Origin of the sequence: Agrobacterium sp. SORGH_AS 787 (genome assembly GCF_030819035.1) — a bacterium.
Taxonomy (GTDB): Bacteria; Pseudomonadota; Alphaproteobacteria; order Rhizobiales; family Rhizobiaceae; genus Agrobacterium; species Agrobacterium larrymoorei_B.
This window is the reverse complement of sequence record NZ_JAUTBG010000003.1, coordinates 71,262-95,944: the sequence shown is the minus strand read 5'-3', so window position 1 is coordinate 95,944 and position 24,683 is coordinate 71,262. Positions and strand designations below refer to the sequence as shown.

Genomic DNA, 24,683 nt, shown 5'->3' with positions numbered 1-24,683 from the left:
GATCGCTCCATAATAAACAATACCCAAGATATTTCTAGAGTGAACGATGTGAAAAATACTGATGCAAACAACAGTGAGGCCCCTGTTCGTCGTCGTGGCCGTCCGCCGGCCTTCGACCGCGCCGAGGTCCTGGCCAAGGCGGGTGAAACATTCTGGCGGCTCGGCTACGAAGGGGCGTCAATCGTCGATCTGACGGCAGCGATGGGGATCACGCCACAAAGCCTCTATGCTGCCTTCGGCTCGAAGGCAGATCTCTATCGTGACGCGCTCGGCTGGTATGGCGATGCTTTCGCGACGCTGACGGAGGAGGATCTTGCCGCGCCGGACGTGATCGGCACATTGTGCGCGTGGCTGGAAGCGCAGGCGAAGGGCTTTGCCGATCCGGCGCATCCCCCCGGCTGCATGATCTCGACTGCGGTGCTTGGCTGCGCGGTGGAGAACGATCCCGTTGCGCGATTGGTCGCGGCCCGGCGCGAGGCGACGATCGCCCGCCTCCGCGAGCGGTTGGAACGCGCGAAGGCCGACGGCGAATTGAAGCCCACTGCCGATCCCGCAGCCCTTGCCCGCTTCATCGGCGCGATCATCCAGGGCATGTCGGTGCAGGCACGCGACGGAGCGAGCGCGGCGGAATTATGCGCGCTGACCCGACTGGCGAACGAGGAGCTGGCCAGTCAGAGTCGGTGAGATGTCTCGCCTCTCCGAAATGCCTCCGCAGGGCAATGGACCGCAGCCGTCAATCACCCGTCGACATTAATGCCGCTCGCCAGAACCGTGCGCCAGTACGTGGTGTAGCTTAGACGGCCGAGCTTCTTCCAGAGAGTTGGATGGCCATCAAGACGTCGTCGATACGCCATTGTCACGGAGCCGCCGTCATCACGAAAAGCTATCACAGTTCCGCTCGAATGCTTCGCATTACGGCCAACGCGGTGTCGACATCCTGTGGAGCCACCTTTGTCGAAAGCCTGCGGTTCCAAGGAATTCGAACAGCCGTCGCTTCCGCGTAAGTCTCCGTCCCTCGGGAAGTGAGAATGATATGCGGAGCGCGTTGATGGCGCGGGTTGTCTGCCATTTCCACAAAGCCTGCATCGAGCAGTTCATTTACGATCCGGCGTACCGATTGGCGCGATTGACCCAATGACCTTGCAATATCAGCCATCGTAATGCGGTCTTGTGCGTTAGCCACAGTGCCCAAGACTTGCCATCTGGCGCTCGTCAAGCCGAGGGGGCCAACCAACGCGTCGCCTGCCGCGATCAGCCGGCCATGCAACCGCAGTATCTCGAATATCAGCTCACCGGTTCTGGTTTCGTGCGCATCGGTCATTGTTGTCTCTATAGATCGTTGACAACATGCTGTCGATATCCATAATGACAACAGGTTGTCAACTATGGTTCCTTGGGTCGGATGCGAGGCTTGATGCACATCAAAGAGGTGGAGCCCTGCCTCAGCTTATCGTGGCGTAGCAGGCGTGAGGAGATTTTGCCGAGGCTTGCCTCATTCAATCGCGTGCCTGCATGTATCTGGCAGGAAAACGGACTAACGGCTCGTGAGTTGAAAGAAGCCATTCGGCATTGGACAGATTTTGATTTTATCAGCTTTGAGCGCAGAATCTCAGAATTGCATCACTACGATCTAAATTTATTCGAACAAAATCTGCACTTTGTAAGGGTTTCCAGCGAAAAATCTGGAGCGATTCCCATATTGTTTCTTCACGGATGGCCGGGGTCTTTTCTGGAAACTGTGAAGATTGCTAGTTTTATGACCGAACAGGGTAATGCGGCGCCTGGCTTTGATTGCATATGTCCGTCACTGCCCGGATTCGCCTTCTCAACGCCTCTGACGAAATCACCGACGCTAAAAAACATGACTGATGATATGCTCGGGCTAATGACGATGCTTGGGCATGAGCGGTTCTATATTCATGGCGGTGATTGGGGATCGGTACTGGCACAGTCTCTTGCCGCTCGGTCACCGGAACGCGTTCGAGGTATACATCTCACCTTTCTACCGACGCCACCGCCTGACACAGCCACACTCAGCGGTGAAGACGAACAAAGGGCCGAGCGTATGCGCTTCTACATGAAACAACGAGCGCCATATTGGCTCGTCCAGTCGGATACCCCTGACACCTTGGGATTGGCGCTTGATGACTCGCCAGTGGGACTCCTTTCATGGCTGGGAGACCGTTTTCTCCGTTGGGCCGACGAGCGTCTACCGACAGCTTTTCAGGCTCTTGTTGAAACAGCCACGCTCTACTGGTGCACTCGCTGTGCTGGCACTTCGGCGCACATCTATCATGCCAATCGCCGCATGGATCGCATATCGCTTCCGACAATCCCGGTCGGCGTCGCCGTTATGCCGCGCGACCTTGTATTGCCCATCAGAGCCTTGGCCGAGCGCCGCTTTAACATCCGCAGGTGGACCGAGCTTCCAAGGGGGGGCCACTTCCCCGGCTTCGAGGTTCCCCAGAGCGTGGCCAATGACCTCAAAACTTTCATAGGAGAGATAGAAAATGCCCGGTGACGACTTCATTCACAGGATCGATAAATTCAAAGTTGCTCAAGCAGAGATCGATGGTTTCGTTGCGCGAGTCTCCGAAACGCATCGCGCCATAAATGATCTTGAAGGCTGCATTCGCAATGAAGTTTTACTTAAGACGGCAGGTGATGGGGAGTACAACGTGGTCACTCATGTCGTGTGGCGCGACCAAACCTGCTTAGATGCCGCCATTCTGCATATGAAAGCCTTCCACGAGCGCCGTGGTGGGAAGCCGGCATTGCCTGCGGACGCGGCCGAAGACCGAGCGGTATACCGCTCTGTTTCAGCATGATCCTGTTGAGAAACGCATCGAGAAGAGCAACTGCGCGATATCATTCTTAGTTGGAAAAGAATGACATCGCCGGATTTCCCGATACAGGCTTAAGCTGCCGCAGAGATTTCGATTTTTGCCATGCTGCGAATGCCCTCGGGAGTTAACCAGTCGAGCGCCAGCACCCGCATTAAGGCACTGGAAGAGGTAACTTAAATCCCGGTGTTCGGGCGGCGCCATCAAGGTGTCCGGCCAACCGAAGCAGGACGTGAGTTCGTAGCCGAGCTGCGGTCGGCATTGAGCAACTGGATCATGTCGTGCGCATGGCCGGAAATATTTTGCACGGTGTCGAATGGCGCATCCGCATCGCCCTCCACATCCTGATCGTTTCTTCGATACCGCACTGGCTATCCGGTAATCGAGGAGGCGATCATAGACCGTCGATCTTCGGAAGCGATCGCGCTGGTCTGCAATGGCAAGCTGGACGTAGCCATTGTCGCTGGTGCGGTACGGGCACCCGATTGCCAATAGTGCTCGGACGCCGACCGCCGGCTCGGCGGCGAGGTGATGGGCAGATTGCTGGGAAGGGTCGCCGCCGCGACGGTTGCGACAGCAAAAGAGGATTAGATCCGTGACTGGTGCCTTGGTGCAGCCAGTTCGCATTGATATGCCTCTGCCAATTCAGCCAGCACGGAGCGCCCCGAGGCTGGCCTTGGCGTTTTGCAATGAAGATGGCGCAGCTCGGCCATGAAATCCTCCCACATGGGCGGCCCACCCTCCGCGAGCATTCTGGCCCGGATCGCCAGTTCTGGAGTGCAAGGCGTAAACCGCACGCCCCATGCGCCGAGCTGAGCCATGACAGGAACAAGTGCAATCGCCTTGTCGGTGAGGTTCAGCATCTTCCTCTGTTTGTGGGAAGGGTCGTCGGCCATCTCAATCAGCCCTGCGGTTTCTAAATGCTTCAGACGGGCGGCAAGGATGTTCGTTGCGATCCCTTCCTCTGAATTGCCAAGAAGCTCGCGATAGCTTCGCCGTTTTCCAAACATGATATCGCGCAAGACGATGATGCTCCATCGGTCGCCCAGCACCTCGATAGACAAATTGATCGGACAGCCCGAGCGGTGGTCCATTGCCAACCTTTCAAACAGATTGCGCATCGCAAGCGGATATAATAGAAGATTATCTGGTTGCACTTTGCAAGCGGTTTGGCGTCATGGACCAGCAGATCAAACACCACACCTTCGTTTTCGAGCGTCAGTGCGACGCCGATAGGGAGCGCGTCTTTTCCGCCATGTCCGACCCGGCTCAGCGTGCGAGTTGGAGCGCGCCATCCGAGGATGCGGCATTCCTTTACGACGCGGCCGATTTCCGGGAAGGCGGCCAGGATGCTTTCCGATGTGGAAGCAAGGATGATCCGCAGTACACGGGTACGGCCACCTATATTTCCATCGTGCCCAATACCCGGATCGTGTGGGTTGAGGTTGTGAAATCGGGTGGGCAAACCCTGGCGGCGCTTCTTATCACCACATTGCTTGAAGATCGGGACGGCGGAACCAAGGTCCAGATGACGGTTCAGGTAACGTCGTTCTGCGGCGACGCAATGATCCGAGGAACAGAAACCGGGAACAACGCATCACTCGATAATCTAATCAAGCTCGTATCGCGATAAGCTGGCTCTATCGACGAACCTTGATTTGGCAGGCGCTTGTGCCATGCGGGCAACATGCTCCCAATCGCGTAAGGTTGCCCTGAGACGCCGTCGCCATCAGGCTCCGCACGCGCAGGGCGCGGATCGTTCCTTCGATCGCTGAGAGGCTCTTCCAGCCAGCGTCACCAAGCAAGCGCACTTGCAACTGGACGGACCCGCCCTTGATCGAGGCGATGCCGACGTGGATCACAATTGAGCGTCGGAGGCAAATTCGCATGACAGCCGGTGGGACGGGCTCCGTCGATGTGGGCTTGGAGAATTATGTGGGCTGCCTGTCATTTTTGTTGTGGCGGACGTGGCTTGCAGATTCTGCCGCGCCGCCATTGTCCTCCGGTTTCGACGACGGCGCGGAGGACCGGCATACGGCAATGACTGTCTCGCGCAGCCAGCGATGCGCGGGATCTGCTTCCATGCGGGGATGCCAAAGCGCCACGACGGCGATCTCCGGCGTTTCCACCGGTAGCGGGAAGCTTACCACCCTTCTTCGAACCATGGATCGGACAGGCAGGATTGCGTGACCAGCGCGACGAGATCGGACTGGCGTGCAATCCGCAAGGCATCGGGGAAGCCTGGCATCACGGCCACGATCTCGCCGGTAAGGCCGAGCGTCTCAAGAGCGTCATCGACCGGCCCGGTGAATTGCCCGCGCCGGGACACGACAGCATGCCGGGCGGCAGCAAAACGTTCCGGCGTTAACGGCGCGGACATTAGCGGATTCCCCTTCCGGACAACGCCGACGGACGCGCAGCCTCGACGCCGTTCTGCGACGATTGCGCCTGAAGGTTCGTGAAACAGGAATGGAATTGCCAGTCCATGTAGTTCATGCTGTAAGGTTTCATTTTTCCGGCACGATAATAATCTCCTGAGACACGGGTTTTTGTCCGAAGTTTTCCAGCTGTTAGCTCCCACTTTAGTTGGGGAACGTTCCGGTCCTAGTCGGGCAATCGGCGACGACACTGACGGGCATATCGCGGCCCGTATCACTCGCCGCGATGATGAGACCTTCGCAGTCATCGTGTTGCGTGGTTTTGCGGAAAACGTTCGAAACGATCCTGCCCTGCTTCGCCTTGACAGGAATCGAACCCACGACCGACATAATCAAAGCTAGGCGAGCAATCTGTCCACAGGGCGTTGGTGATCGAAGTTTCACCCAGCCTCGGCCGCCCCAAAAATCTTCCGGCTCTCCCACTCCTGTGGGGTCATCGTCTTGATATCGAACTGGTCGCGGGTGCGGCTGTAGGTATGGCCGCCCATGCGGCCCACGGCGTCCATCATTTGCTGGTCGATATGCAGGTTGGATGCGTTGACGGCGTCGCTGCGCACGAACACGCCGACGACTTCGCCGAGGATGATCTCGCGGGCGGGACCTACCTGCAACGTGGTATGACGACGGCACTCAAGTGCTGCAGGGGCTGCGAGAATGCGCGGGCTGCACACCATTTCACCTGGCACGGTTTCGAGACCCGCTTCTTGCATCTCGTTCATGCCTGGGCCGAATTTGATGGCGCAGATCTCCATCTGGTCCACGAGTGCGTTGTCGCAGATATGAACGGTAAATTGACCAGTCTCGCGGATATTGCGGGCCGTATCCTTGAAGCGCATGTCGGCATAGTTCTCGACACCGATCGCAACGATAGCCGGATCATGGGTCAGCACATTGAAGAAGCTGAACGGCCCAGCATTGGGGCGACCGTCTCTATCGACGGTTGTCACAAGCGCGATCGGGCGCGGGATGACGGTGCCGATCAGGATCTTGTAGCGCTCGCGCTCGGTGAGGCGTGAGAAATTGAAATGGGTGTGAGCTCGGGTCATGTCGGTCATCTCAGGCCTCGGTCGCAATGCGGTAGGTTTCAAGCGGAGTGTGGCGCGACAGGTTTTCGAACCCGTCCTTGGTCACGACATACATGTCACCGACATTGCAGCCGGCCGACAGTGGCTCAAGCCACTGTGTGTGGAGCACGAAGACCATGCCCTCCTCCATCCGATCGTAGTTATGGGAGGATATGTTGAAGCTATTCTGGCCGCCGGCCATGCCGACCGAATGGCCGAGATTGGGGTTATGCGGCCCATGTGTCGCCGGATAGACATGCATGAGCGTGCGGCCCTGCGCCTCCCAGTCGATGTTCTTGACATATTGGCGCGGAATAAGCCTCGCACTGCCATCATCCATCGGTGCCCAGTTGTAAGGCATGGTGCGGGCTTCCGGCGACGCCAGCATGCCGCGCTCAATCATGGGCTCGAAGGCCGCATTGTTGACATCACGCATCAGGGCACCGGGGCGGATCAGCTTTTCCGCCCGCTTGACACCTTCGGTACTGGCGGTGAGCACCTCTTCCTGACGCTTGGTGATCTCGCCAACAGCGATCATTCGCGCAGTCTGCGCTGTGTAACCCCGATAGGTGACGTTGGAGACGTAGAGGTTGATCAGGTCTCCCGGTCGCACGACATGCCCGTAGGGCTTGCCGCAATGGGTGCCAAATTCGTTGATGCCAATCTGGTAACCGTCACCGGTCTCGCCACCGAAGGAGAGTTGCGCCTGGGTGAAGGCCGCGTAGATCTCGTGGTCGCTCACGCCGGGTTTCACTACGTGATAGGCCGCCTGGGTGGCGATGCTGACCAATTGGGCGGCCGCCCGAAACATCTCGATCTCGCGTGGCGAGCGGACCTTTTGCATGCGATCGAGAATGGCATTGTCGGCAACGAATTTCACGCCCGGCATCAATGCGTCGAGGCCCGCCCAGAAGGTCAGCGAGGTGCGGTCGCCGATGCGGCCGATCTGCGCTTTCGATAGCCCCATCCCTGCCAGAAGTTCAGCACATTTTTCGGCGGTCTTGATGACGCTGTCGCCCGGACGATCAGCATATTCCCGGCCGATGGGGCCAATCTGCCAGATATCCTCGACAAGAACCGGCTCGCCTCCCGGCGGCAGGAGCACGGACTGAGTAAAGAATGACAAAAGCACCATGGGCTTGTCGACATCCGTCGGAATGATCAAGACGCCTTCGCGCATCCAGTCGCAGATATAGCGCAGATAGTGGTTCGACGTGTGAAACCAGCCCACACCGCCGGTATGGACAATCAGGGCGTCATGTCCGGCCTCCACCGCCTGGCGGCGGATACGCCGCAGACGGTCCTCGAATTCCTCGACGGGTAAGGGCAAGGGCGCTGCGAAATCGAAATCCGGCTGAAAGTCGGCGAGCAGCGAGCCGATGCGATAGGCTCCTGTTCTGGTGGCGGTCATGTTCATGGGCTATTCCTTCCAATATTGTTCTTGTTCGTCAGGCCTGTCGCGTAGGCGCCAGCACCCGCCTTGCCACCAGCATCACCACCAGCGTCAGGCCGATCAGCAGGCCGGACATTGCCGCAACGCGCACGTCGAGCGACTCCTCGATCAGCGCAAACATCCTGAGCGGCAGCACTGTCGTTTGCGCATCGGCCAGGAAGAGCGAGACGGAAACATTGTCGAGCGACTGGATGAAGACGAGAAATGCGCCGGCGAGAATGCCGGGTGTCAGCAAGGGCAGGATCACGCGCCTGAGTGTAGTGAACCACGTGGCTCCCATCACGGTCGAAGCTTCCGCCAGCGAGGGATTGATACCTTGCGCGACGACCGAGGCGGCGCGATACATCAGTGGCCCGAAAACCACCACATGGCCGACGGCCGTCAGCCAGAGCGAAGGCTGCAAGCCAACGGAATTGGCGACTATCAGCGCAGCCAGACCATAAACCAGACTCGGCAAGACCAGCGGCGCGAGAAGCAACGGCTCGATTGTGTTGACCGACCGACGCTGCAGTCGAGCCATGCCGATCGTGGCGGGCACGGCGAAGAGCAGCGAGCCGAGGACGGCAAGGCCTGCGATCTTCAGCGAGTTGCCAGCGGCAATATGCTCCGTCCCGGAGCGGATCGGATCGAGCAACGCCTCATACCAGCGCAGCGAGAAGCCCTCCGGTGGGTATTTGAGCGTCTGCCCGGATGTGAACGACATGGGTGATCGCGATGACGATCGGGGCTACGAGATAGATCAGGCTCAGGCCGCCGAAGCCGAAGACGAAAGCCTTGTAGAGAATGACGGGGACCGGGTTTCCGGATTTTCTACGCATGGCCGACAAGCCTCCGGTGACGGGAAATCGTGGTCATGCCGACGAGAAGAAAGCCGGTCGACATGAGGAGCACGACGGCGATGGCAGAGGCCATCGGCCAGTCGAACAGCGTGCCGACCTCTCGATAGATCAATTGCGGCACATAGACGTTGCGCGCGCCGCCAATCACCGCCTGGGTGACAAAGGAAGCACTGGTGCTGGCAAAAACGAGAATCCAACCCGCCAGAAGCCCAGGCAGCATCATCGGCAACAGGACCGTGGCCAGGATGCGCCACGGCCCGGCACCCGAAACCTGCGCAGCCTCGGTGTAGGTTACGGGGATGCGCGACAGGATCGCCACCAGCGGAAGGATGATCAGCGGCAGGTCGATCTGGCACATGGCCATCATCAAGCCGAGTTCCGTCGACATGAGTGTGAACGGACGTTCGGCCAGTCCAAGCGCCACGAATGTCTCGCTGATCGGTCCCTGCCGCCCGAGAATGACGATCCAGGCAAAAGTCCGAACCACATTGCTGGTCAACATCGGGATCAGCGTCAGGAAAATGATGATCTGGCGTGCGGTCTTGCCGCTGTGCCAGTAGAACAGCGCGATCGGCACACCGAGCAGCGTCGTGGTGACGATGGTCTGTACCCCGAGCTTGGCGGTGTTGACGAGAACGCGATAATTGAACGCGTCGCCAAGAAAGCGCGCGTAATTGTGCAGGGACAGGCCGTCGGGTCCAATGAAGCTGAACCCGACAAGGACGGCGAGCGGCGTCGCGAAGAACGCCACCGACAGCAGAAGCATCGGGATAACGTAGGGAAAGCCGCTCGCTTTCATGGTGCTACCTCAACCAGCGACGAGGGCGTCGAACTGGCGGATCCATTCCGGCCGGTTCTTGTTGATGGCAGCCCAGTCAGGATAAACGAGAGAGGCAAGCTGCTCGCGCTTCACATAGGCCTCGATCCCCGGCGTCAGTTCGACCTGCTTGTTCGTCGGGAACATTTCCGTTGGCGGCATCTTCAGCTTGTCCTGCGCGGCCTTGGAAATCGCGGCATCCATATAGGCATAGGCCGCGTCAACGTTCTTGGCGCCCTTGGTCAGATGAATGTTGACTGGCGCTGCGGGCGAACCCGTTTCCGGCTGAACGAATTCGGCCTTCAGCCCCATCGCCTTCAACTTCGCGACATTGCCCGTCGAGCACATGAAGACTGCAATTTCACCCTGCTGGAACAGCGTCATCTGGTGGTTCGTGCTGGCCACCACACCCTTGATTTGCTCCGGGTGTTCCTTGAACAGCTTGAAGACGGCATCCATGTCGGTTGGACCCGAGCCGTAAATCTTGGCGATCTCGGTATAGGCCATCACGCCCGTGTTGGAGGCGAAGCCGGTCCAAGATACCAGGCCGTTATAAGCCGGGTTTTCAAAGAGATCGCGGTAGCCCTTCGGCGCCGGGACGAGATCGGGGTTATAGGCAATGCCGTTAACCTCGACCGTGACGGTTGGGCCGTATTCGCCCTGGAAGGCCGGATCGAGCATTCCCCAATTTTTGAGCTTGGACGGGTCGATCTTCTGGATGAGGTCGTTTTCGACGGCGATGGCCATCTGACCGGGCGACATCAGAAGCGTGTCGTAAGGCGGATTGCCGGGGCTTGCCATGACCTTGGCGAGTTGGTCCTGCGCCATTGCCGGGGCGACCGTCAGATCGAAGCCGGCCTCCTTTACGAGTGGCGTCAGCACGGTGCGATAGCCGTCTTCCCAGTTGCCTGGGAAGGTCGCGGCAACCGCCGTGCCACCAGCCGCACGGGCGGCGAAAGGAACGGTCGCTGCCACGGCCGCACCGGCGGCAAGCAGTCCGAAACGGCGTCTTGTGATGTTGAAGTCTTGCATCTGTTCACCTCTGTTGTTGTTATTCACGGAATGCTTCCGGTTCGCTCGGAAAGGCGTGACACCTCATGGTGTCTATCTCGGCAAAGAGCTGTGCTCCCGGCTCGGGAATGAAGGTCGAAGGCCCGCGGACCTCCGAGGAACGAAGGTTTGTCCCGTCTTCGAGAAGGAGATCATGGACAAGGGTGGGCCCAAGCGGCACTGACACGGTCAGCCGCGCCGGCAGGGCCGATGCGCTCGGCGTGGCGCAGAGACTCACATCTTCGGGTCGGAAGGTGATCGTGACCTTGGAGCCGGTGGTGAAATTCAGACGACGCGGGAGGACGAGGGCCCTGCCATTTGCCAGCGAGATCTCGGTCGCTTCCGTCTCCACGCGGTTCACCGTTCCATGCAACACATTGGCCTGACCAATGAAGGTATTGACGAAGAGAGTCCTCGGCCGGTCATAGACGGCCATCGGCGTATCAATCTGCTCGACATTGCCCTTGTTCATCAGGACCAGGCGTCCAGCGAGGCTCTGCGCCTCCTCCTGGTCATGCGTGACGATCAGCGTGGTGATGCCAAGGGTTTTCTGCAGATGGAGAAGCTCGACCTGCAGGTCGAAACGCAGAGCGCGGTCCAAGGCGCCGAACGGTTCGTCGAGGAGCAGAAGCGAAGGCCGTCCGGCAATGGCACGGGCCACCGCGACGCGTTGCTGCTGACCACCGGAGAGCTCACGCGGCAGCCGATGACCAAAGCCTTTCAACTGTACGAGCGAGAGCATCTCCTCGACTCGTTCGCGCCTCTCGGAGCGCCCAACCTTCTGGCAAGCCAGCGGATAGGCGATATTCTCGACGACCGTCAGGTGTGGAAATAGCGCGTAGTTCTGGAAGACCATGCCGATCCCGCGCGCACGCGCCGAAACATGGGCAAGGTCTTCGCCACCGAGCTGGATCACGCCGCTCTTCGGCTGGATCAGCCCCGCGATGGCGCGCAACACCGTGGACTTGCCGCAGCCGCTCGGCCCCAGTAGCGCAACGATCTCACCCGCTTCTATCTCGAACGAGATATCGCTGATGGCGTTCTGTCCGCCGTAGCTATGGGTCAGGCCACGAACGCTAAGCTGCTTGCCTTCTCCTGCATTCGAGGTCTGCGACATGAATGTCCCCTTGGGTTGCGCCTTCATGGCCACGGGCTTAGCGCTCGTCGGCAGCAGGCGGAGATATGGTCGATCAGCAATTTTCAGTTCGCTTTGGGTCATGGAAACGGCAGTTGCAATTGGTATGCCAACTGCGCTAACAACATCTCGCATAAATGATCAAACAACTGATTACATTAATATATTTTTGCTTTATTTGCTTTCGTAACTTTATAATCAATGAGAAGCGAATTTTCATGTGAATTCATTCGTTGTGCATTTAAGCGCGGTCTCGGTGATTTGTTGTGCAGGTTTCTGGCGCGCGCAGCTCCGAACGGCTTCAGTTTCCAGCCATTTGCGAGGATGACAGTAGCAGGGCGCGCCTGTCAGGTCCAGAAATTACACAATTAAATCAATTATTTAATGAGTTTGTTTGTGAACGTAATGCTTAAGATTGACCGATGGATAATTTTTAATCAAAAATTTGCGAAACTTTATGCGGATATAAAATCGCATAATCATTTAATCTTGTAATCGAAAAAATAAGAAATTAAAAACAGTTACATAGGAACCGATATATCAATCTGGCATGCTGATTGCTTTGCCCAATCTGAAAATTCACGACAACAGATAATGTGAACAAGGGGTTCCGCATGCATAGTTTCAAGAAGACTCTCACAGCCGCCGTGGCTGGCGTCGCTCTAGCTCTCCTCGCATCAACCACGCAGGCCGCAGAAGGTACGCCCGTGAAGATGGTGCCGGAGGCGGATGTGGCCAAGCTTCCAGGCGTCGCCTTCAATCAGCAACTGGCAGACCGTCTGCCCGCAGCGATTAAGGAAAAGAAGGTGCTGAAGGTGGCAACGGATCTCACCCCGCCAATCAGCTTCCAGGACGAGGCCGGCAAGCTGATTGGCATCGATGCCGACCTCGCGGCAGCGCTCGGCGTCATTCTCGGCGTCGATGTACAGATGACCAATGTCGGCGCGGGCGCAGCCATCGTTCCCGCAGTGCTGTCCAAGCGGTTCGACATGACGCTTTCCGGTATTAACGACGATGTGGAGCTGGAAAAGCAGGTCGACGTGATCGACTATATGTTTGACGCAACAACCATCATGACGGTCAAGGGCAATCCACTTGGCATCAAGAGCATGGAAGACCTCTGCGGCAAGAAGGTTGCCGTGCCGGTCGGGACCTTCCAGAACAGGCTCGTGGTTGCTGCCTCGGCAAAATGCAAGACCGCGCCCATCGAGATCATGTCCATCCCGAAAATGCCGGACGTCTTGCAGGCCGTGCGAACGGGCCGCGCCGATGCGACCGTCAACGGCTACGCAACGAGCGTCTACACCACCGAAAAGCAGACCGGCAAAGGCGTCGGTTTGCAAGCCTTGCCCGATGTCCGCCTCGCCGTCGGTTATCTAGGCATGCTGGTCTCGAAGGATAATTCAGAGCTCCGGGATGCCGTGATCGCATCGCTCCAGCACATGGTCAACAGCGGCGCCTATCAGGCCATCATGGAGAAATGGACCCTTGGCCCGCTTGCCGTCAAGACCGTTAAGTTCAACGATGCTGCCTCCATGCCGGTGGAATGAGCCATGGCACTCTTTGCTCAACCGATCAGCATGACCATCGTGCCTCCAGTCCGCAAGCCGATACGCTGGGGGCAGGTTGCAACCGGAAGCATTGCGATCCTTGTGCTGGCCCTCATGGTCCTGGCTGTCGGGCGAAATCAGAGCGTCCAATGGAGCGAGATCCCGCTTTACATGATCGACCCCGTCATTCTTGGCGGCGTCGCTCTGACGCTCGAATTGACGGCGGGCGCCATGGTCGCCGGCATCGTCATCGGATGCCTCATTGCCATTATGGCGACGAGCCAGAACATCGTTCTCAAGGCGATCGCCGTCGCCTTTGTCTGGTGGTTCCGCGGCGTACCGCTGATCGTCCAGATCTTCTTCTGGTTCAACATCGCGCTCTTCGTCCCCGAGATCGGATTCGGGTCCTGGTCGGTTTCGGTAAACGACATCGTCACGCCCGCCTTGGCCGGCTTTCTGGCGCTTGGTCTGCACGAGGCGGCAAACATGAGCGAGATCATTCGTAGTGGCCTGACTGCGGTGGATCGTGGACAGCGCGAAGCCGCATCGTCTCTGGGCCTCAGACCATTGCAGACTCTGCGAACGGTGGTCCTCCCTCAGGCAGTAAGGCTGATCCTCCCGCCGACCGGAAACCAGGCGATCGGCATGCTGAAGGCGAGTGCCGTCGTTTCAGTCATCGGCATGCAGGATTTGTTGACACAGGCGCAGGCCATCTATGCCCGCAACTTCCTCGTCATCGAACTCCTGTGCGTTGCCTCGCTTTGGTATCTCGGGATCACCACGATCGCCTCCATCGGCCAGCACTATCTGGAACGGAAGCTTGCGCCAAAAGGCCGCTCAAACAGCGGCAAAAATTGAGCTTGGGGGCGCCAGCGCGCAGTCGATGACGCCAGAAAATCAACCAACCAAGGGATCGCCACTGCAGCGCATCCCATCAGGAAACATCAAGGAGAGACCATTATGAGACTGGGTATCGATAGCCAGAAGCTTCCCGAGTTCGTGAAACGCGGACCGCTCGCAAGCCTTAACCTTGTCAAGGAGCTTGGCCTTGCGGGCCTGTTCTTCCCGACAGTTCTCGACATGAGCCCGAGGCTCGACAAGGGAGCCCTTCGCGACGTCCGCGAGAAAGCCGATGAACTGGGGCTCTACCTCGAAAGTGGCGTCGGCAAGATCAATCCCTATTGCAGTGCCGAAGCTCCAGAGTTCCGTGCGATCGGCGATGGCGACGTCATTCTGGGCTTTACCCGCATGATCGAGGCAAGCGCCTCCATCGGCTGCCGCGAACTGTGGATCTCGCCCGGAAACTTCAAAGCGGAGTATCGTGGCAGGCTGGCAAACGACCGCTTTCGCACCGACGTCACCTGGAACGAGCAATTGCTGGCCATGGAGAAGGTCCTGCTGAAACTTGCTCCCGTAGCGCGCGCCAATGGTGTCCATCTCAATATGGAAACCCATGACGAGATTACGTCCTTCGAAATCCTCAGGCTGATCGAAAAGGTCGGTGAGGATTGCATGGGCGTCGTCTTCGACACGGCCAACGGCCTGCAGCGCGGGGAGCATCCGGTTTACGCCGCAAGACGCGTTGCGCCATACGTTCGCCAGACCCATATCAAGGACGCCTATGTGGGCCGCGCTCCGGGTGGCCTCGATTTCCAGACCCGCCCCGTCGGTCGCGGGATCGTGGATTTTGCCACGATCGTTCCAATCCTGGCAGCGGCGAACCCGGATCTCAATCTCTCATTGGAAGTTGTCGCCTCGGTCGAAGACAAGCCGCGCAAGGCCAATCCACGTCAGTGCATCGAGATTGACGACCCTGCCTGGCGCGCTGCGCACCCGGACCTCGATGCCGAAGAGCTCGACGCCTATCTATGTCTCATCAGCGCCTTTGAAAAGCGTGTTGCTGCTGGCGAGATCCCGGATTGGGAGACCTATGAGGCGACCAATTACGGCTACCCGTCCTATGAAAAGCAGGCCTACGGCTTCGACGCGGCCATCATCTTCATCCGCAATTCGGCCAGGCATATCGAGACGATCTGCGCCGATAATGGCATCGATCTTTCCCCATCCGTGGCAAACCGGCAGGCAGCCTGATTTCGAACCACGCGATGACGGTGGAGATCTCTGCCGTCATCGCGCAAGACCCAAGATCAAGTGGATTTCCAGCGCGTATCAATGTACGCACCAATATGTGTATGGATGTAATCAGATCGAGCGACCGACCGCTCGAATGCATGCGGAGCAGGACATGAAGAAGACCCGTCGGCAGACCCCGCGATCTGCCCCCAAGGCGCCGAGCACTGCCGAAGCGGCAGACAAATGCCAATGACGACGTCTCCGAGCGCATTCGCACGACGCTTGCCACTGCCATCGGCGAAGGCGCGCTGAAACCCGGCACAAAGATCCTCGAAGATGCCATTGCCGACCATTTCGGCGTCAGCCGAACCGTCGTCCGTGGTGCTCTCGGCGTGCTGGAAAGCGACCATCTGCTGGAGCGCAAGCGCAACCGCGGAACCTTCGTCGCGGAACCAGGCATCGAAGAAGCCAAGGCTCTATTCGAGGCGCGCCGCAAGATCGAACATGCGATCCTCGACCTTGTCATGTCCCGCGCTACCACAGAACAACTCGATGCGCTTGAAAATTTGACCGACGAGGAAGAGCACATCCACCACCACGGCGACGAAAAGTCAAAGACAGTGCTTTCCGGAAAATTCCATATTGTTCTGGCGGAGATTGGCGGCAATACCGTCATGACCGAAATGCTCTCCAAAATCGTCGCGCGCCTTTCCCTCGTCATGGCGCTCTATGAAGAAGACAAGAAGGACGACTGCGGCGCCGACCACCACCGCATGATCGTCGCTGCGCTGAAGGCGAAAGACCTAGCGAAGGCACAGCAGTTGATGGACCACCACCTCGCCGATATCGAGGGGCGCGTAAGGCTGACTGAAGGACAAGGCGATCGGCACACGTTCCTGGCCGTGTTGGAAAACTTTTCCTAAGTTACTTTTTCAAGCTCTTGACTGGAATCGAACCGTCGCCCCTGCGCGAACGCGATCATCAGCTTAGCGGCAGTTGTTCTGGCCATTCCTGCGCGCCATGGAGTACTCGGAGAATTCGAACTGTTGTCTCGGCAATCAAATAGGCGGCGACGTAAGGCGTACCATTGATGACGAGTTCGCGTGTCCCGGCAATTCAACCGACGCGCCCGCTGGCAGGAAAATCGAGCAAGCGACGGGCGGCGGCCACTATCCGTTCATCGATCAATATGGCTGCCGCAGGATTATCTGCCTCGATGTATGTGAAAATAGCGTCACGATCGGACAACGCAAACGCAGACCAAGTCAGTTTCATGTTTTTGGCACACCAGCTTTGAGGCGGGCCGCCGCTCGACGTGTGGCAAAGTGCGCCTCGACCTCGTCATCCGATAAATCCGGTCGAGTATCGTTCAACGCTTCGAGCACCTTGGTCCGAAACCAGGCATCATGTGCTTCACTGCCAGAAAGAAGCTCAAGAGGCAGCGCGCCCTCGTTAGCAGTCCGGGTGAGCATGATACGAACCGCGTCGGATACCGTGAGGCCCATGCTTTCAAGCACAGCGGAAGCACGGTCCCGGATTTCGGAATCAATACGTGTTTGTACAAGAGCGTTTGCGGCCATAACTATCTCCAACATTTTATGAGACAGTAATGCATTTGCATGACAATTTCTAGACTGGAGTGCCGAGATTTCGCGCGAAGCACTTTAAGCTCTTGAAGGTATCTGAACCAATGACTGGCCAATTTCCCGGCGCACTGCACTATTAATTACCGTTGATTTGCAGATGCTTAGTTTCACCCGTGGCTTGCTGTTCCTCAGTCTGTTTCGTTTTAGCCCTGGTCGTCCTGCAATAAACCTCAATCCTCAGCTGGAGCATCGACATGTCATGCCCGCAGATGGCGCGGCGCCGTCGTCAATGACGCTTATCAGCTGCTATTTTCAATGTTGTTGTGGATTGCCATGCTACAACCTGTAAACGTGATTTAGTAGGCAGCAAAGAATGGATATGCAGGTGCATGGCCCACAGGGTCAGTGTGAGGGGAACTATGTACGCACGGGACGATTTTCAGCTGCTGGCTGCTCGCACGGCGAAGGTCCAGGTAGACCTTCCCTGGCGTCGACAACGAGAGTGGATGAATCCCCATGTTTCGTTTAGCGAGCCGCCTCAAAGCCTTCAGTCATCTTCTTCGGAACACATTACCGCACTGATTGGCAAGAACGGAACTGGAAAGTCGCATATTCTCAGCTCCATCGTCCAGACGTTCGTCACGTTGGAGCAGTTGCAGACGCGAAAGCGGCGTACGATCAAGGAGTTTCCTCTCGAGCACCTCTCGTACATGATCGATGGTCGGCGTTGCACGATTGACTACCATGGCAAGCAAAGCCTGGAATGCCATGTCGATGGCTTGCTTGTACCAATTTACGATCTGCCACTCCCAAGGCGCGTGGTCGCCCTCACCATCAGCCCCTTCGACAAATTCCCAGTTCCCCGCTCCATAAGGCATTCTGTGAAGCCGGCTGATCCATCGGTCTACGAATATCTGGGTCTTCGCGATCAATTCGGCAAAGCGTCGATGGAATCGCTTCTGTTCCGTTCCCTGAACAACCTGTTCGAGGAAGGCGAGAACGAAGCTCTTCGTCGCATCAACATTGGCTCGGTGTTTCAATTCCTCGGCCTAGAGCCGATCTTGACCGTCATCTACAAGATACGAATCCATTCGTCCGTATTGCGGCGTTTGCAACGTGGAGAAAGGGTCAATTGGAAATCGATCGGCAACTTTTCGGAGAGCCGCAATGTAGAGGAAATGCTTCGGAGCGGCTTTGACGAAGTAGAGTTGAACAATCTTCTGGAGCTGGCGATGGCGCGCGCGGAGGACGGTTTCGTCAGGACAGTCGCCGACTTCAACTATGGAGGCGACCTCGACGAAACGTTTCGCATCCTGCAACCGCTACGGCGAGCAGGTTTTCTCAGGCTATCGGGCGTCGAGGTTAAGCAAATCAACGGTCCGGTTTCGAACCTGCGACGTGCCAGTTCCGGCCAGCTGAGCATGATCTGCGCGTTGCTCGCACTGGCATCGGTCATCAACAATGCAAGCCTTGTCTTGATCGACGAACCGGAACTCAGCCTTCATCCCGAATGGCAGGTCGATTACGTCGACCTTTTGATTAAGACATTCGCCCGCTTCAATGGATGCCACTTCGTTATTGCCACACATTCTCCCATGGTCATATCTGAGCTTCCCAAGCACGCGAACGTCATCGCGCTTGACCAACCGTCTCTCCCCGCGACGGAAGATATCACCGGTCAATCGGCAGACTACCTGCTCGCGGAAGTTTTCGGAACGCCAATGCCCGGGAACCTCTACGTCCGGGAAAGGGTCGTTGCAGCACTTGGCCTCATCTCGGAAGGCAAGTCGAAGTCTCCCGAATTCAATGAAGTGACCGCCGATCTTCAGAAGATTAGTGAGCAATTGAAACCGGATGATCCGATTGCGGATATCATCGGGGATATCGCTAACGTCGCTCGGGCTGCGGGAACGAAGGCGTCGTAATGAACCCCGTTGTCTATTCCGACGCAAACCAGCTAATTGTCAATGAATTCGAAAACCGACCTGCTGTCGATCAGATTGGATCCTATTGGGGTGAAGATGAAGTAGCTCCAGTAAGAAAACAAATCAAAGATCATTACATCGGTGAACAGGGTCAGCGGTGCTGCTATTGCACCTTTGAGATCGCGACCAACAATAATGCTGTCTGGGACGGGGAACACATCATTTCCCGTGACGCAGCAGCCAGATTCATGTTCGTACCTGAAAACCTCAGCATTTCCTGCAAGGATTGTAATCTTACCAAGAAGGAGAAAGAGGTCAGGGTCAATCCCGCGCTCAAGCGGTTCCCAACTCGATCTGAGCATTACAAAATTGTTCATCCCCATTTTGACAACTACGCCGATCACATCCAGTGGTTCGGGAAAGTCGTCAAACCTCTTACGGATAAGGGTATCGAAACAGTCGCCATGTGCGGCTTGAGTCGCTACGGAAAGAAAAAGGCGGGAGCAGCGAAGGTGCCGATCCATCCTGCGATGGCCCAGCAGATCGGTGTCCTTATGGATCCCTTTTCAGATCGTATCGATATGCATGTAGCACTTGCCGGCATCAAAGCTTACCTTGAGACGGTTCCGCAGGATTAGGCGCTCCCACTTGCGCTATGTGATCCCGCAATTCCTCCTTTTCTCGCCCACGAAGAACCGGTCACTGCTCGGCCTGAGGCTTTGGTACCTCATCAAGGTTCTTTCTTGCGAACATCGGTATCCACATCACAAGGATTGGCAAAAGGATAAAGGTGCAGTAGAACAAGATTCTTGTTGTTAGCCCCAAGAAAACATGTCAGCGACCACCATTCAATATACGGGCGAACAAGCCCGCAAGTTCGCTGGCGTTAGCCCGGAAGCCTGGCGCCACTGGCGTAAGGTCATCCCGTGCCTCGCGAAGAAAACGGGCAAGAGCGCACGTTTTTCTGCAGGCGAGTTGATCGCACTGGCGGCACTGGCGGCGGCTGTGCATACCCTCGATATCGGAATCGCCAAATTTTCGGAGCGCTGGGATGAACTTTTTAATCTTTGCGCGCAGCAACGACCGGGGGCTCTCCGCTCAGCGGGGATTATGGTGACGGCCGAGGCAATTGAATTGTCCGATCCTTCGCGATTGCTGTACGAACAGCCTGCAATCCTGATTCCCTGCGAGCCGATCGTCGATCGCCTGTGGGATGCGGCCTTTTCCTCAAGCGCGGAGCAACCACAAATACCGCTTCCCTTCGCACCTCAGGCTGTCGGCAGGAAGCACCGATGAGCGATTTGCTCGATAAAGTCGCGGACTTACTCGATTATCGGAGGGATCCAGGCTATGTTCTGGCGGATTCCTTCGCGAGCCAGCCGAACCATCGTCATGCCTTGCGGCTTGCAGCGCAGTTAATGAACGTTCGGGCCGCCTTCGGGCTCTGGACTGGCTCTCAAGGAACGTTGCTCGGCCCGGAGCAAGCGCGGTTTACCCCTCTGGTCTATCTGGCTGCGGTTTCGGATGCGGCCGATGCCATGCGGGTGCATCGCAGCGTCTGGAGCCAAGGGCTCGCACCTTATCTCGTGGCCGTCGGGCCGGATCGCCTATGGGTGTGTCAAGGATTCGGTTTTTCGTCGTCCCGCTGGGAGCGGTATGCGACGGAAATTTCGATCGATCCGTCCGACAAGCTGGTCGGCATTGGCGGACAGTCCGCATTGGCGCCTTTATCAGCGAGGGTTCTGCGGAGTTCTCTTGCTTGGCGCGACGAAGCGCGCACAGCAGACGAGTTCGTCGATGAACGTCTCCTAAGATCTCTCGCAGATTTATCTGTTGCTTTTTCCGCGGAGACGCGGTCGCGCCGCGCCTTGGCGCCGAGTGTCATCAATGCGCTCATCGCACGATTGCTCTATTTCTATTTCTTGGTCGATCGCGGTTTCATCACCCCCGAGCGACTGGCTGAGTGGGAACTGACGGGAATAGGCCTGGGCGTCGACAGCGAATGGTCGCCTGCCGACATCAAGACGCTATTCGGCCGTCTCGATGAAGTGTTCAACGGCAGCATCTTCCCAATGCCCAAGGACTATGCGGACGCGTATGACGCCGAGCACCTTAACCTATTGAGACGGGTACTGCGACACGGCGCCGACTTGGGCTCAAACGACGCGCTTCAACTGAGCTTTCTCGACTACGACTTTGCAAGCATTCGAACGGAAACGCTTTCAGCCATCTACGAGATGTTCCTGAGGAACGAGAACAAAGAAGCCGGCAAACGCTTCGGAGCCTTTTACACGCCGCCATTCCTTGCCGACTACGCGCTCGATCGCGTTGAAGAGGCGACATCGCTGAATGCCGACACCCGCGTTTTCGATCCGGCCGCGGGATCCGGTGTCTTTCTCGTCGGTGCCTATCGACGGATCGTGGAGTCTGCACTTACGGCGGGCGAGGCGCATCTTCCGCTCGATTATCTCCACACGCTGATGACGGAAAGGATCTTTGGCGTCGAACTGAATGCTACTGCTTGTCATGTTGCAGCTTTTAGCCTGTATCTAACGATGCTCGATTATGTTGAGCCAAAGGAGGCGGCCGATTATGCGCGGTGGCCGGTCCGGGTCGGACGCCGGCGACTGTTTCCTCCGATGCTGACGGCAACACCCGAGCGCGGGGCCAACATCAGAGTCGGAGATTTCTTCTCCGATGTATCGAGCGGGATCGCGTGCGATGTTGTTGTCGGAAACCCGCCTTGGGTCCAGCTAGGCACACTCGATAGCGACCATGCGAACGACTACCACAAACGGTCCAAGGTTCCCATTGGCGACAAGCAGGTAGCTGAACTGTTCCTCTGGAAGGCATATCATGAACATTTGAAGCAAGACGGCGTCGCGGCTCTCCTGCTTCCGCAGAAAAGCCTTGTTAACACCTTCTCCGACAAGTTTACGCGGGAGTTGCGAACGAAAACCGAGTTGATCGGTATCGCTGATTTCGCGCATCTTCGCTACGCGTTGTTTCGCCGCTCTTCCGCACGTACCGCCGGCACCGCGGACAAGAAGGCCGAACGAGGCGCGCGTCAAGCAACGGCCGCTGTCATCTTGCGCAAGGCGACAGGAGAATCGAACCAGCCTTTCTGGCTGTATCGCCCGCTGCGATCCACACAGCCGGCTAGCAGGAAGGGGCGCCTTTGGACACTTCTTCAAGACTGGACGCAGGTTCTTTGGCAGGACGCGGACGATCTGACCGATGCTGGATGGCGCCGTCTGTTTACCTGCTCCCCGGTCGACCGGCGAGTGCTTGCCAAGCTCGACCGGCAAATCGCTTCCGGGCGGCTGCAGGCGATGCGACAGCTCAACGATACCATCGGCCTTCAATTTAAGATCGAGGTCGACCAAAATCTTGATAGCCGATTTGTCCTTAGCAACGACTCCAAGCGGGATACGTTCTGGAAGTATCAGCTTGGTCGTGAGCGAAGCCTGTTCCCAGCTCGAAGCATTGTGCCACTTCCTTCCTCACAGCTGGAACGGGCCGTTCCGGGTTCACGACCCTACCTGATGGGCAACGTTGTTCTTCTCCCGCGCAACTGCGAGACGGCCATCTTTGTCGAGCTGCCCGTCGCCACAAGTTTCTTCATCGTTGCCTGCTTTCCAAAGTTCGCGGGCAAGGAACTTCCGGCCCGGTATCGCCGGTTCCTCGAGGCCCTTGCTCTCTACATGGGCTCACGCACCTTCCGCTATCTGTGCTTCGTCAGTGGACGTCGAATGACGATCGATCGGGCGAATATCGAACTGAGTACCGTCCTCGATCTCCCATGGCCCTTTGGCGGTCTTGAGAGGGATGACTGGGCAGACCTCTTGACGGTCACGCCCGAGGAACGCGAAGCAATAATCTGCGCGAAACTCGGATTACCGCCGCTTTATCAGCGTCTGATCGACGAGTTCAATTCGTTTAGAGAAGGGTTCACGGATGGTGGGACGCCCGATGACGCATTGCGAGCGAGCGACCAAGCCGAGCTCGAGACCTATATTGCCGGCTTACTGCACGAGATTGACGGCGGGCGAAAGCGATACAGCGCGAGAGTTTTGCGGGTCGACGCTGACCTGCTCGCCGTTGTTATCGAATACGTGACCAGTAACCGCTCCCTTGCCAGTCGGGCCTACCAATTCGCGAACAAGGCAATAGAGACCTATAACCGCAACAGCGCGAGCGCCATGACGCAAAGCCGTTTCTTGTGGCAGTCGCGAGAGGAGATGGCGAGCGTCCTTGTCAAACCGGGCGAACGGATGCACTGGACGCTGGAGCGCGCGTTTGCCGATGCGGACCTTATCTCGGCCGCCGCGATGGCGGGATTCGATAGCAAAGAGGCTGTATGACGGCGGTTATTTCGTTGCAGCAATGGCTCGTTGGGCGAGGGCTAACTCTCCAGGAAGCCGACCTCTGGAGCGAGTTCATCTCAGATGCACTGCTCCTGCTAGAGGACAGCCACACGCTGTTGCGGACGGCCGACGAATGGAATTCGTTTCTAGGCGGTTGCAAAAGTAACAACCCAACAGAGCCCGAGATCACCTCGGGCCTCGGCGACCGGATGCGGCGGCTTCGAAATGATGCCGAGATAGACAGCAATCGTGACCGGATCCATGTAAGTTATGAAAGCCCAACTCCGGGCGACGAGAGGCATGGGACGCGCAAGTCGAAGGCCGATTTCCGTTTCGAGCGGAAGTTCGAGGCTGGGCGCGCCGTCGCGTTTGTGGTGGAAGCCAAGCCTTTGCGAAATCCGGGTGATATCTCCGGCCGCTACATGGCGGCGGACGGTCTAGGATGCTTCATCGAACGCCAGCCGCCGTATTCCAAGGATCTTGCCGCAGGCATGGTGGGCTATGCTTATGTTAACCCGACCAGTTGGCTCGCCGCAGTCGCCACCTCGTTATCGGCAGGAGTTGCGGCCTTGAGAACGGCTTCAGTCGAACTTGGCGTGGAGCGAATCTCGCTTGCGTCGGACCACGCTCGCACTGCGATCGGACTGGCTCCTGTCACCGTGCTGCATTCGATCCTTGATTTTGAAACGGAGACAGCTCCAGCCTGACGGACTTGCGATCACTTCCGAGAAGCTGGGCTGGACTGCTTTAGAGAGTTTTCGCAACGCGGTTTGTAAGCTCTCGCTACCACTTCGGTGTTATAGAATTCTATGAGCCGAGAAACTGTGAAATTAGCTATCTCGGTTTCTTTATTCGGGATCGACTTCAGGCCCAAATATTGACCGGCCCCCAAACTCGGCCGAATGTTGGAATTCGCCCGCGATGATTTCTTTAAGGTCAGGCCCAGTCACGTACCGCTCCAGTTGACGCGCCTGATCATCAAGACGCTTTATAGCAAGCAGTTCTTCCTGCTGGCCTAGCCGCATCTTCTTCACCGCCGATTTCATCACCCGGATCGTTCCGAGCTCCGCCGCGCCGCCTGCGGCGTCGTCTCCAAGGTTTTGGCCACCATCCCGGCCGAAACGAGCGGCCTTGCCATGACGGGTTCGACCAGTTCCGGCAGTTTTGAAGACGTCCGCCGCCCCTCCAGTTTTGGCTCGAACATCGTTTTCGCCAAGGTTAGCCGGTCATGCTTCTTCATGCCGATCTCGGCGGCCGCCAGCAAACCCTGAGCGATGGCCAGCAACCGCGTCTCGCGATCGCGGCCTCGGCGGCGATCCACCGGGATGATTTTCAGGCGAGATTGATGGCGGCCAGATGCGGAGCTGACGTGATGCCGACCTAACGTAGGATGGAAGCAGCGAACAAGCCCCCAGCAAGGGGCGTGCTGAAGCACGGACAGCTCGTTCCAAGCATCGAGGGCTATGATTGCCTGTAGCACTGCCGGCAAGTTTTCGGTCTGTCATGCTGATTTTCGTGATATCGTAAGTCGTTGAAATCATGG

22 protein-coding genes and 4 pseudogenes are annotated in these 24,683 nt (G+C 57.5%); 13 read left to right on the top strand and 13 right to left on the bottom strand.

From position 1 onward, the window contains the following. The first annotated feature begins 39 nt into the window (after positions 1-39). Positions 40-684, top strand: a complete 645-nt coding sequence (locus tag QE435_RS23950; protein ID WP_349043022.1) for a TetR/AcrR family transcriptional regulator — start codon at positions 40-42, stop codon at positions 682-684. 202 nt (positions 685-886) lie between these two features. Here QE435_RS23950 and QE435_RS23945 read toward each other — a convergent pair whose 3' ends face one another. Then, positions 887-1,321, bottom strand: a complete 435-nt coding sequence (locus QE435_RS23945; protein WP_349043021.1) for a MarR family transcriptional regulator — start codon at positions 1,319-1,321, stop codon at positions 887-889. Between the two features lie 93 nt (positions 1,322-1,414). Between QE435_RS23945 and QE435_RS23940 the strand changes: the two genes are divergently transcribed. After that, positions 1,415-2,521 carry an epoxide hydrolase family protein gene (locus tag QE435_RS23940; RefSeq protein WP_349043202.1) on the top strand — a complete coding sequence of 369 codons (1,107 nt, stop codon included), beginning with the start codon at positions 1,415-1,417 and terminating at the stop codon, positions 2,519-2,521. Continuing rightward, positions 2,511-2,828 carry an antibiotic biosynthesis monooxygenase family protein gene (locus QE435_RS23935; RefSeq protein WP_349043020.1) on the top strand — a complete coding sequence of 106 codons (318 nt, stop codon included), beginning with the start codon at positions 2,511-2,513 and terminating at the stop codon, positions 2,826-2,828. The genes QE435_RS23940 and QE435_RS23935 overlap by 11 nt, the downstream gene beginning before the upstream one ends. Positions 2,829-3,430: 602 nt before the next feature. Here QE435_RS23935 and QE435_RS23930 read toward each other — a convergent pair. Next, positions 3,431-3,943, bottom strand: a complete 513-nt coding sequence (locus QE435_RS23930) for a helix-turn-helix domain-containing protein (RefSeq protein WP_349043201.1) — start codon at positions 3,941-3,943, stop codon at positions 3,431-3,433. A gap of 77 nt (positions 3,944-4,020) precedes the next feature. Here QE435_RS23930 and QE435_RS23925 point away from each other — a divergent pair, with 77 nt between their 5' ends. Further along, entirely contained in the window at positions 4,021-4,476 is a 456-nt protein-coding gene (locus QE435_RS23925) for an SRPBCC domain-containing protein (protein WP_349043019.1), read from the top strand. A gap of 510 nt (positions 4,477-4,986) precedes the next feature. Here QE435_RS23925 and QE435_RS23920 read toward each other — a convergent pair. The 7 genes and pseudogenes from QE435_RS23920 to QE435_RS23890 all read right to left on the bottom strand — a co-directional run bounded on the left by QE435_RS23920 (position 4,987) and on the right by QE435_RS23890 (position 11,621). Continuing rightward, positions 4,987-5,223 (bottom strand): hypothetical protein, encoded by a 237-nt coding sequence (locus QE435_RS23920; RefSeq protein ID WP_349043018.1) that lies wholly within the window; start codon positions 5,221-5,223, stop codon positions 4,987-4,989. A 438-nt stretch (positions 5,224-5,661) separates the two neighbouring features. Beyond that, positions 5,662-6,336: a flavin reductase family protein gene (locus tag QE435_RS23915; RefSeq protein WP_349043017.1), complete on the bottom strand. Its 675-nt coding sequence runs from the start codon at positions 6,334-6,336 to the stop codon at positions 5,662-5,664. 1 nt (position 6,337) lies between these two features. Then, positions 6,338-7,762: a Xaa-Pro peptidase family protein gene (locus tag QE435_RS23910; protein WP_349043016.1), complete on the bottom strand. Its 1,425-nt coding sequence runs from the start codon at positions 7,760-7,762 to the stop codon at positions 6,338-6,340. 31 nt (positions 7,763-7,793) lie between these two features. After that, positions 7,794-8,616 (bottom strand): annotated as a pseudogene (locus QE435_RS23905) (ABC transporter permease). After that, positions 8,609-9,436: an ABC transporter permease gene (locus tag QE435_RS23900; protein ID WP_349043015.1), complete on the bottom strand. Its 828-nt coding sequence runs from the start codon at positions 9,434-9,436 to the stop codon at positions 8,609-8,611. The pseudogene QE435_RS23905 and the gene QE435_RS23900 overlap by 8 nt, the downstream one beginning before the upstream one ends. 9 nt (positions 9,437-9,445) lie before the next feature. Then, the gene (locus QE435_RS23895) at positions 9,446-10,486 is read right to left on the bottom strand and encodes an extracellular solute-binding protein (RefSeq protein WP_349043014.1); all 1,041 of its coding nucleotides are present in this window, start codon (positions 10,484-10,486) and stop codon (positions 9,446-9,448) included. Between the two features lie 19 nt (positions 10,487-10,505). After that, a complete protein-coding gene (locus tag QE435_RS23890; protein WP_349043013.1) occupies positions 10,506-11,621 on the bottom strand; it encodes an ABC transporter ATP-binding protein in 1,116 nt (371 codons plus the stop codon). A 632-nt stretch (positions 11,622-12,253) separates the two neighbouring features. Between QE435_RS23890 and QE435_RS23885 the strand changes: the two genes are divergently transcribed. From QE435_RS23885 to QE435_RS23870, 4 genes and pseudogenes are all read left to right on the top strand, one after another. After that, positions 12,254-13,189, top strand: coding sequence for an ABC transporter substrate-binding protein (locus QE435_RS23885; RefSeq protein ID WP_349043012.1), 936 nt, complete (start codon positions 12,254-12,256; stop codon positions 13,187-13,189). A gap of 3 nt (positions 13,190-13,192) precedes the next feature. After that, a complete protein-coding gene (locus QE435_RS23880; RefSeq protein ID WP_349043011.1) occupies positions 13,193-14,047 on the top strand; it encodes an amino acid ABC transporter permease in 855 nt (284 codons plus the stop codon). Positions 14,048-14,149: 102 nt separating this feature from the next. Then, a complete protein-coding gene (locus QE435_RS23875) occupies positions 14,150-15,280 on the top strand; it encodes a sugar phosphate isomerase/epimerase family protein (RefSeq protein ID WP_349043010.1) in 1,131 nt (376 codons plus the stop codon). Between the two features lie 154 nt (positions 15,281-15,434). Then, positions 15,435-16,185: pseudogene (locus tag QE435_RS23870) on the top strand (GntR family transcriptional regulator). 58 nt (positions 16,186-16,243) lie between these two features. Here the strand turns inward: QE435_RS23870 and QE435_RS23865 are convergent. Both QE435_RS23865 and QE435_RS23860 read right to left on the bottom strand, forming a co-directional pair. Then, positions 16,244-16,537, bottom strand: a pseudogene (locus QE435_RS23865) (type II toxin-antitoxin system RelE/ParE family toxin). Further along, entirely contained in the window at positions 16,534-16,842 is a 309-nt protein-coding gene (locus QE435_RS23860; RefSeq protein WP_349043009.1) for a type II toxin-antitoxin system RelB/DinJ family antitoxin, read from the bottom strand. The pseudogene QE435_RS23865 and the gene QE435_RS23860 overlap by 4 nt, the downstream one beginning before the upstream one ends. A 329-nt stretch (positions 16,843-17,171) precedes the next feature. Between QE435_RS23860 and QE435_RS23855 the strand changes: the two genes are divergently transcribed. The 5 genes from QE435_RS23855 to QE435_RS23835 all read left to right on the top strand — a co-directional run bounded on the left by QE435_RS23855 (position 17,172) and on the right by QE435_RS23835 (position 23,847). Then, positions 17,172-18,773, top strand: a complete 1,602-nt coding sequence (locus QE435_RS23855; RefSeq protein WP_349043008.1) for an ATP-binding protein — start codon at positions 17,172-17,174, stop codon at positions 18,771-18,773. Then, complete coding sequence (locus QE435_RS23850; protein WP_349043007.1) at positions 18,773-19,411, top strand: hypothetical protein; 639 nt, start codon at positions 18,773-18,775, stop codon at positions 19,409-19,411. The genes QE435_RS23855 and QE435_RS23850 overlap by 1 nt, the downstream gene beginning before the upstream one ends. A 193-nt stretch (positions 19,412-19,604) precedes the next feature. Then, a complete protein-coding gene (locus QE435_RS23845; RefSeq protein ID WP_349043006.1) occupies positions 19,605-20,069 on the top strand; it encodes a hypothetical protein in 465 nt (154 codons plus the stop codon). After that, complete coding sequence (locus QE435_RS23840; RefSeq protein ID WP_349043005.1) at positions 20,066-23,137, top strand: N-6 DNA methylase; 3,072 nt, start codon at positions 20,066-20,068, stop codon at positions 23,135-23,137. The genes QE435_RS23845 and QE435_RS23840 overlap by 4 nt, the downstream gene beginning before the upstream one ends. After that, complete coding sequence (locus QE435_RS23835) at positions 23,134-23,847, top strand: hypothetical protein (protein ID WP_349043004.1); 714 nt, start codon at positions 23,134-23,136, stop codon at positions 23,845-23,847. Before QE435_RS23840 ends, QE435_RS23835 begins: the two co-directional genes overlap by 4 nt. 141 nt (positions 23,848-23,988) lie before the next feature. Here the strand turns inward: QE435_RS23835 and QE435_RS23830 are convergent. Both QE435_RS23830 and QE435_RS23825 read right to left on the bottom strand, forming a co-directional pair. Further along, positions 23,989-24,198 (bottom strand): annotated as a pseudogene (locus QE435_RS23830) (DUF763 domain-containing protein); the annotation flags it as partial. Next, the gene (locus tag QE435_RS23825; protein ID WP_349043003.1) at positions 24,186-24,629 is read right to left on the bottom strand and encodes a DUF1612 domain-containing protein; all 444 of its coding nucleotides are present in this window, start codon (positions 24,627-24,629) and stop codon (positions 24,186-24,188) included. The pseudogene QE435_RS23830 and the gene QE435_RS23825, both read right to left, overlap by 13 nt. Between the last annotated feature and the right edge of the window lie 54 nt (positions 24,630-24,683).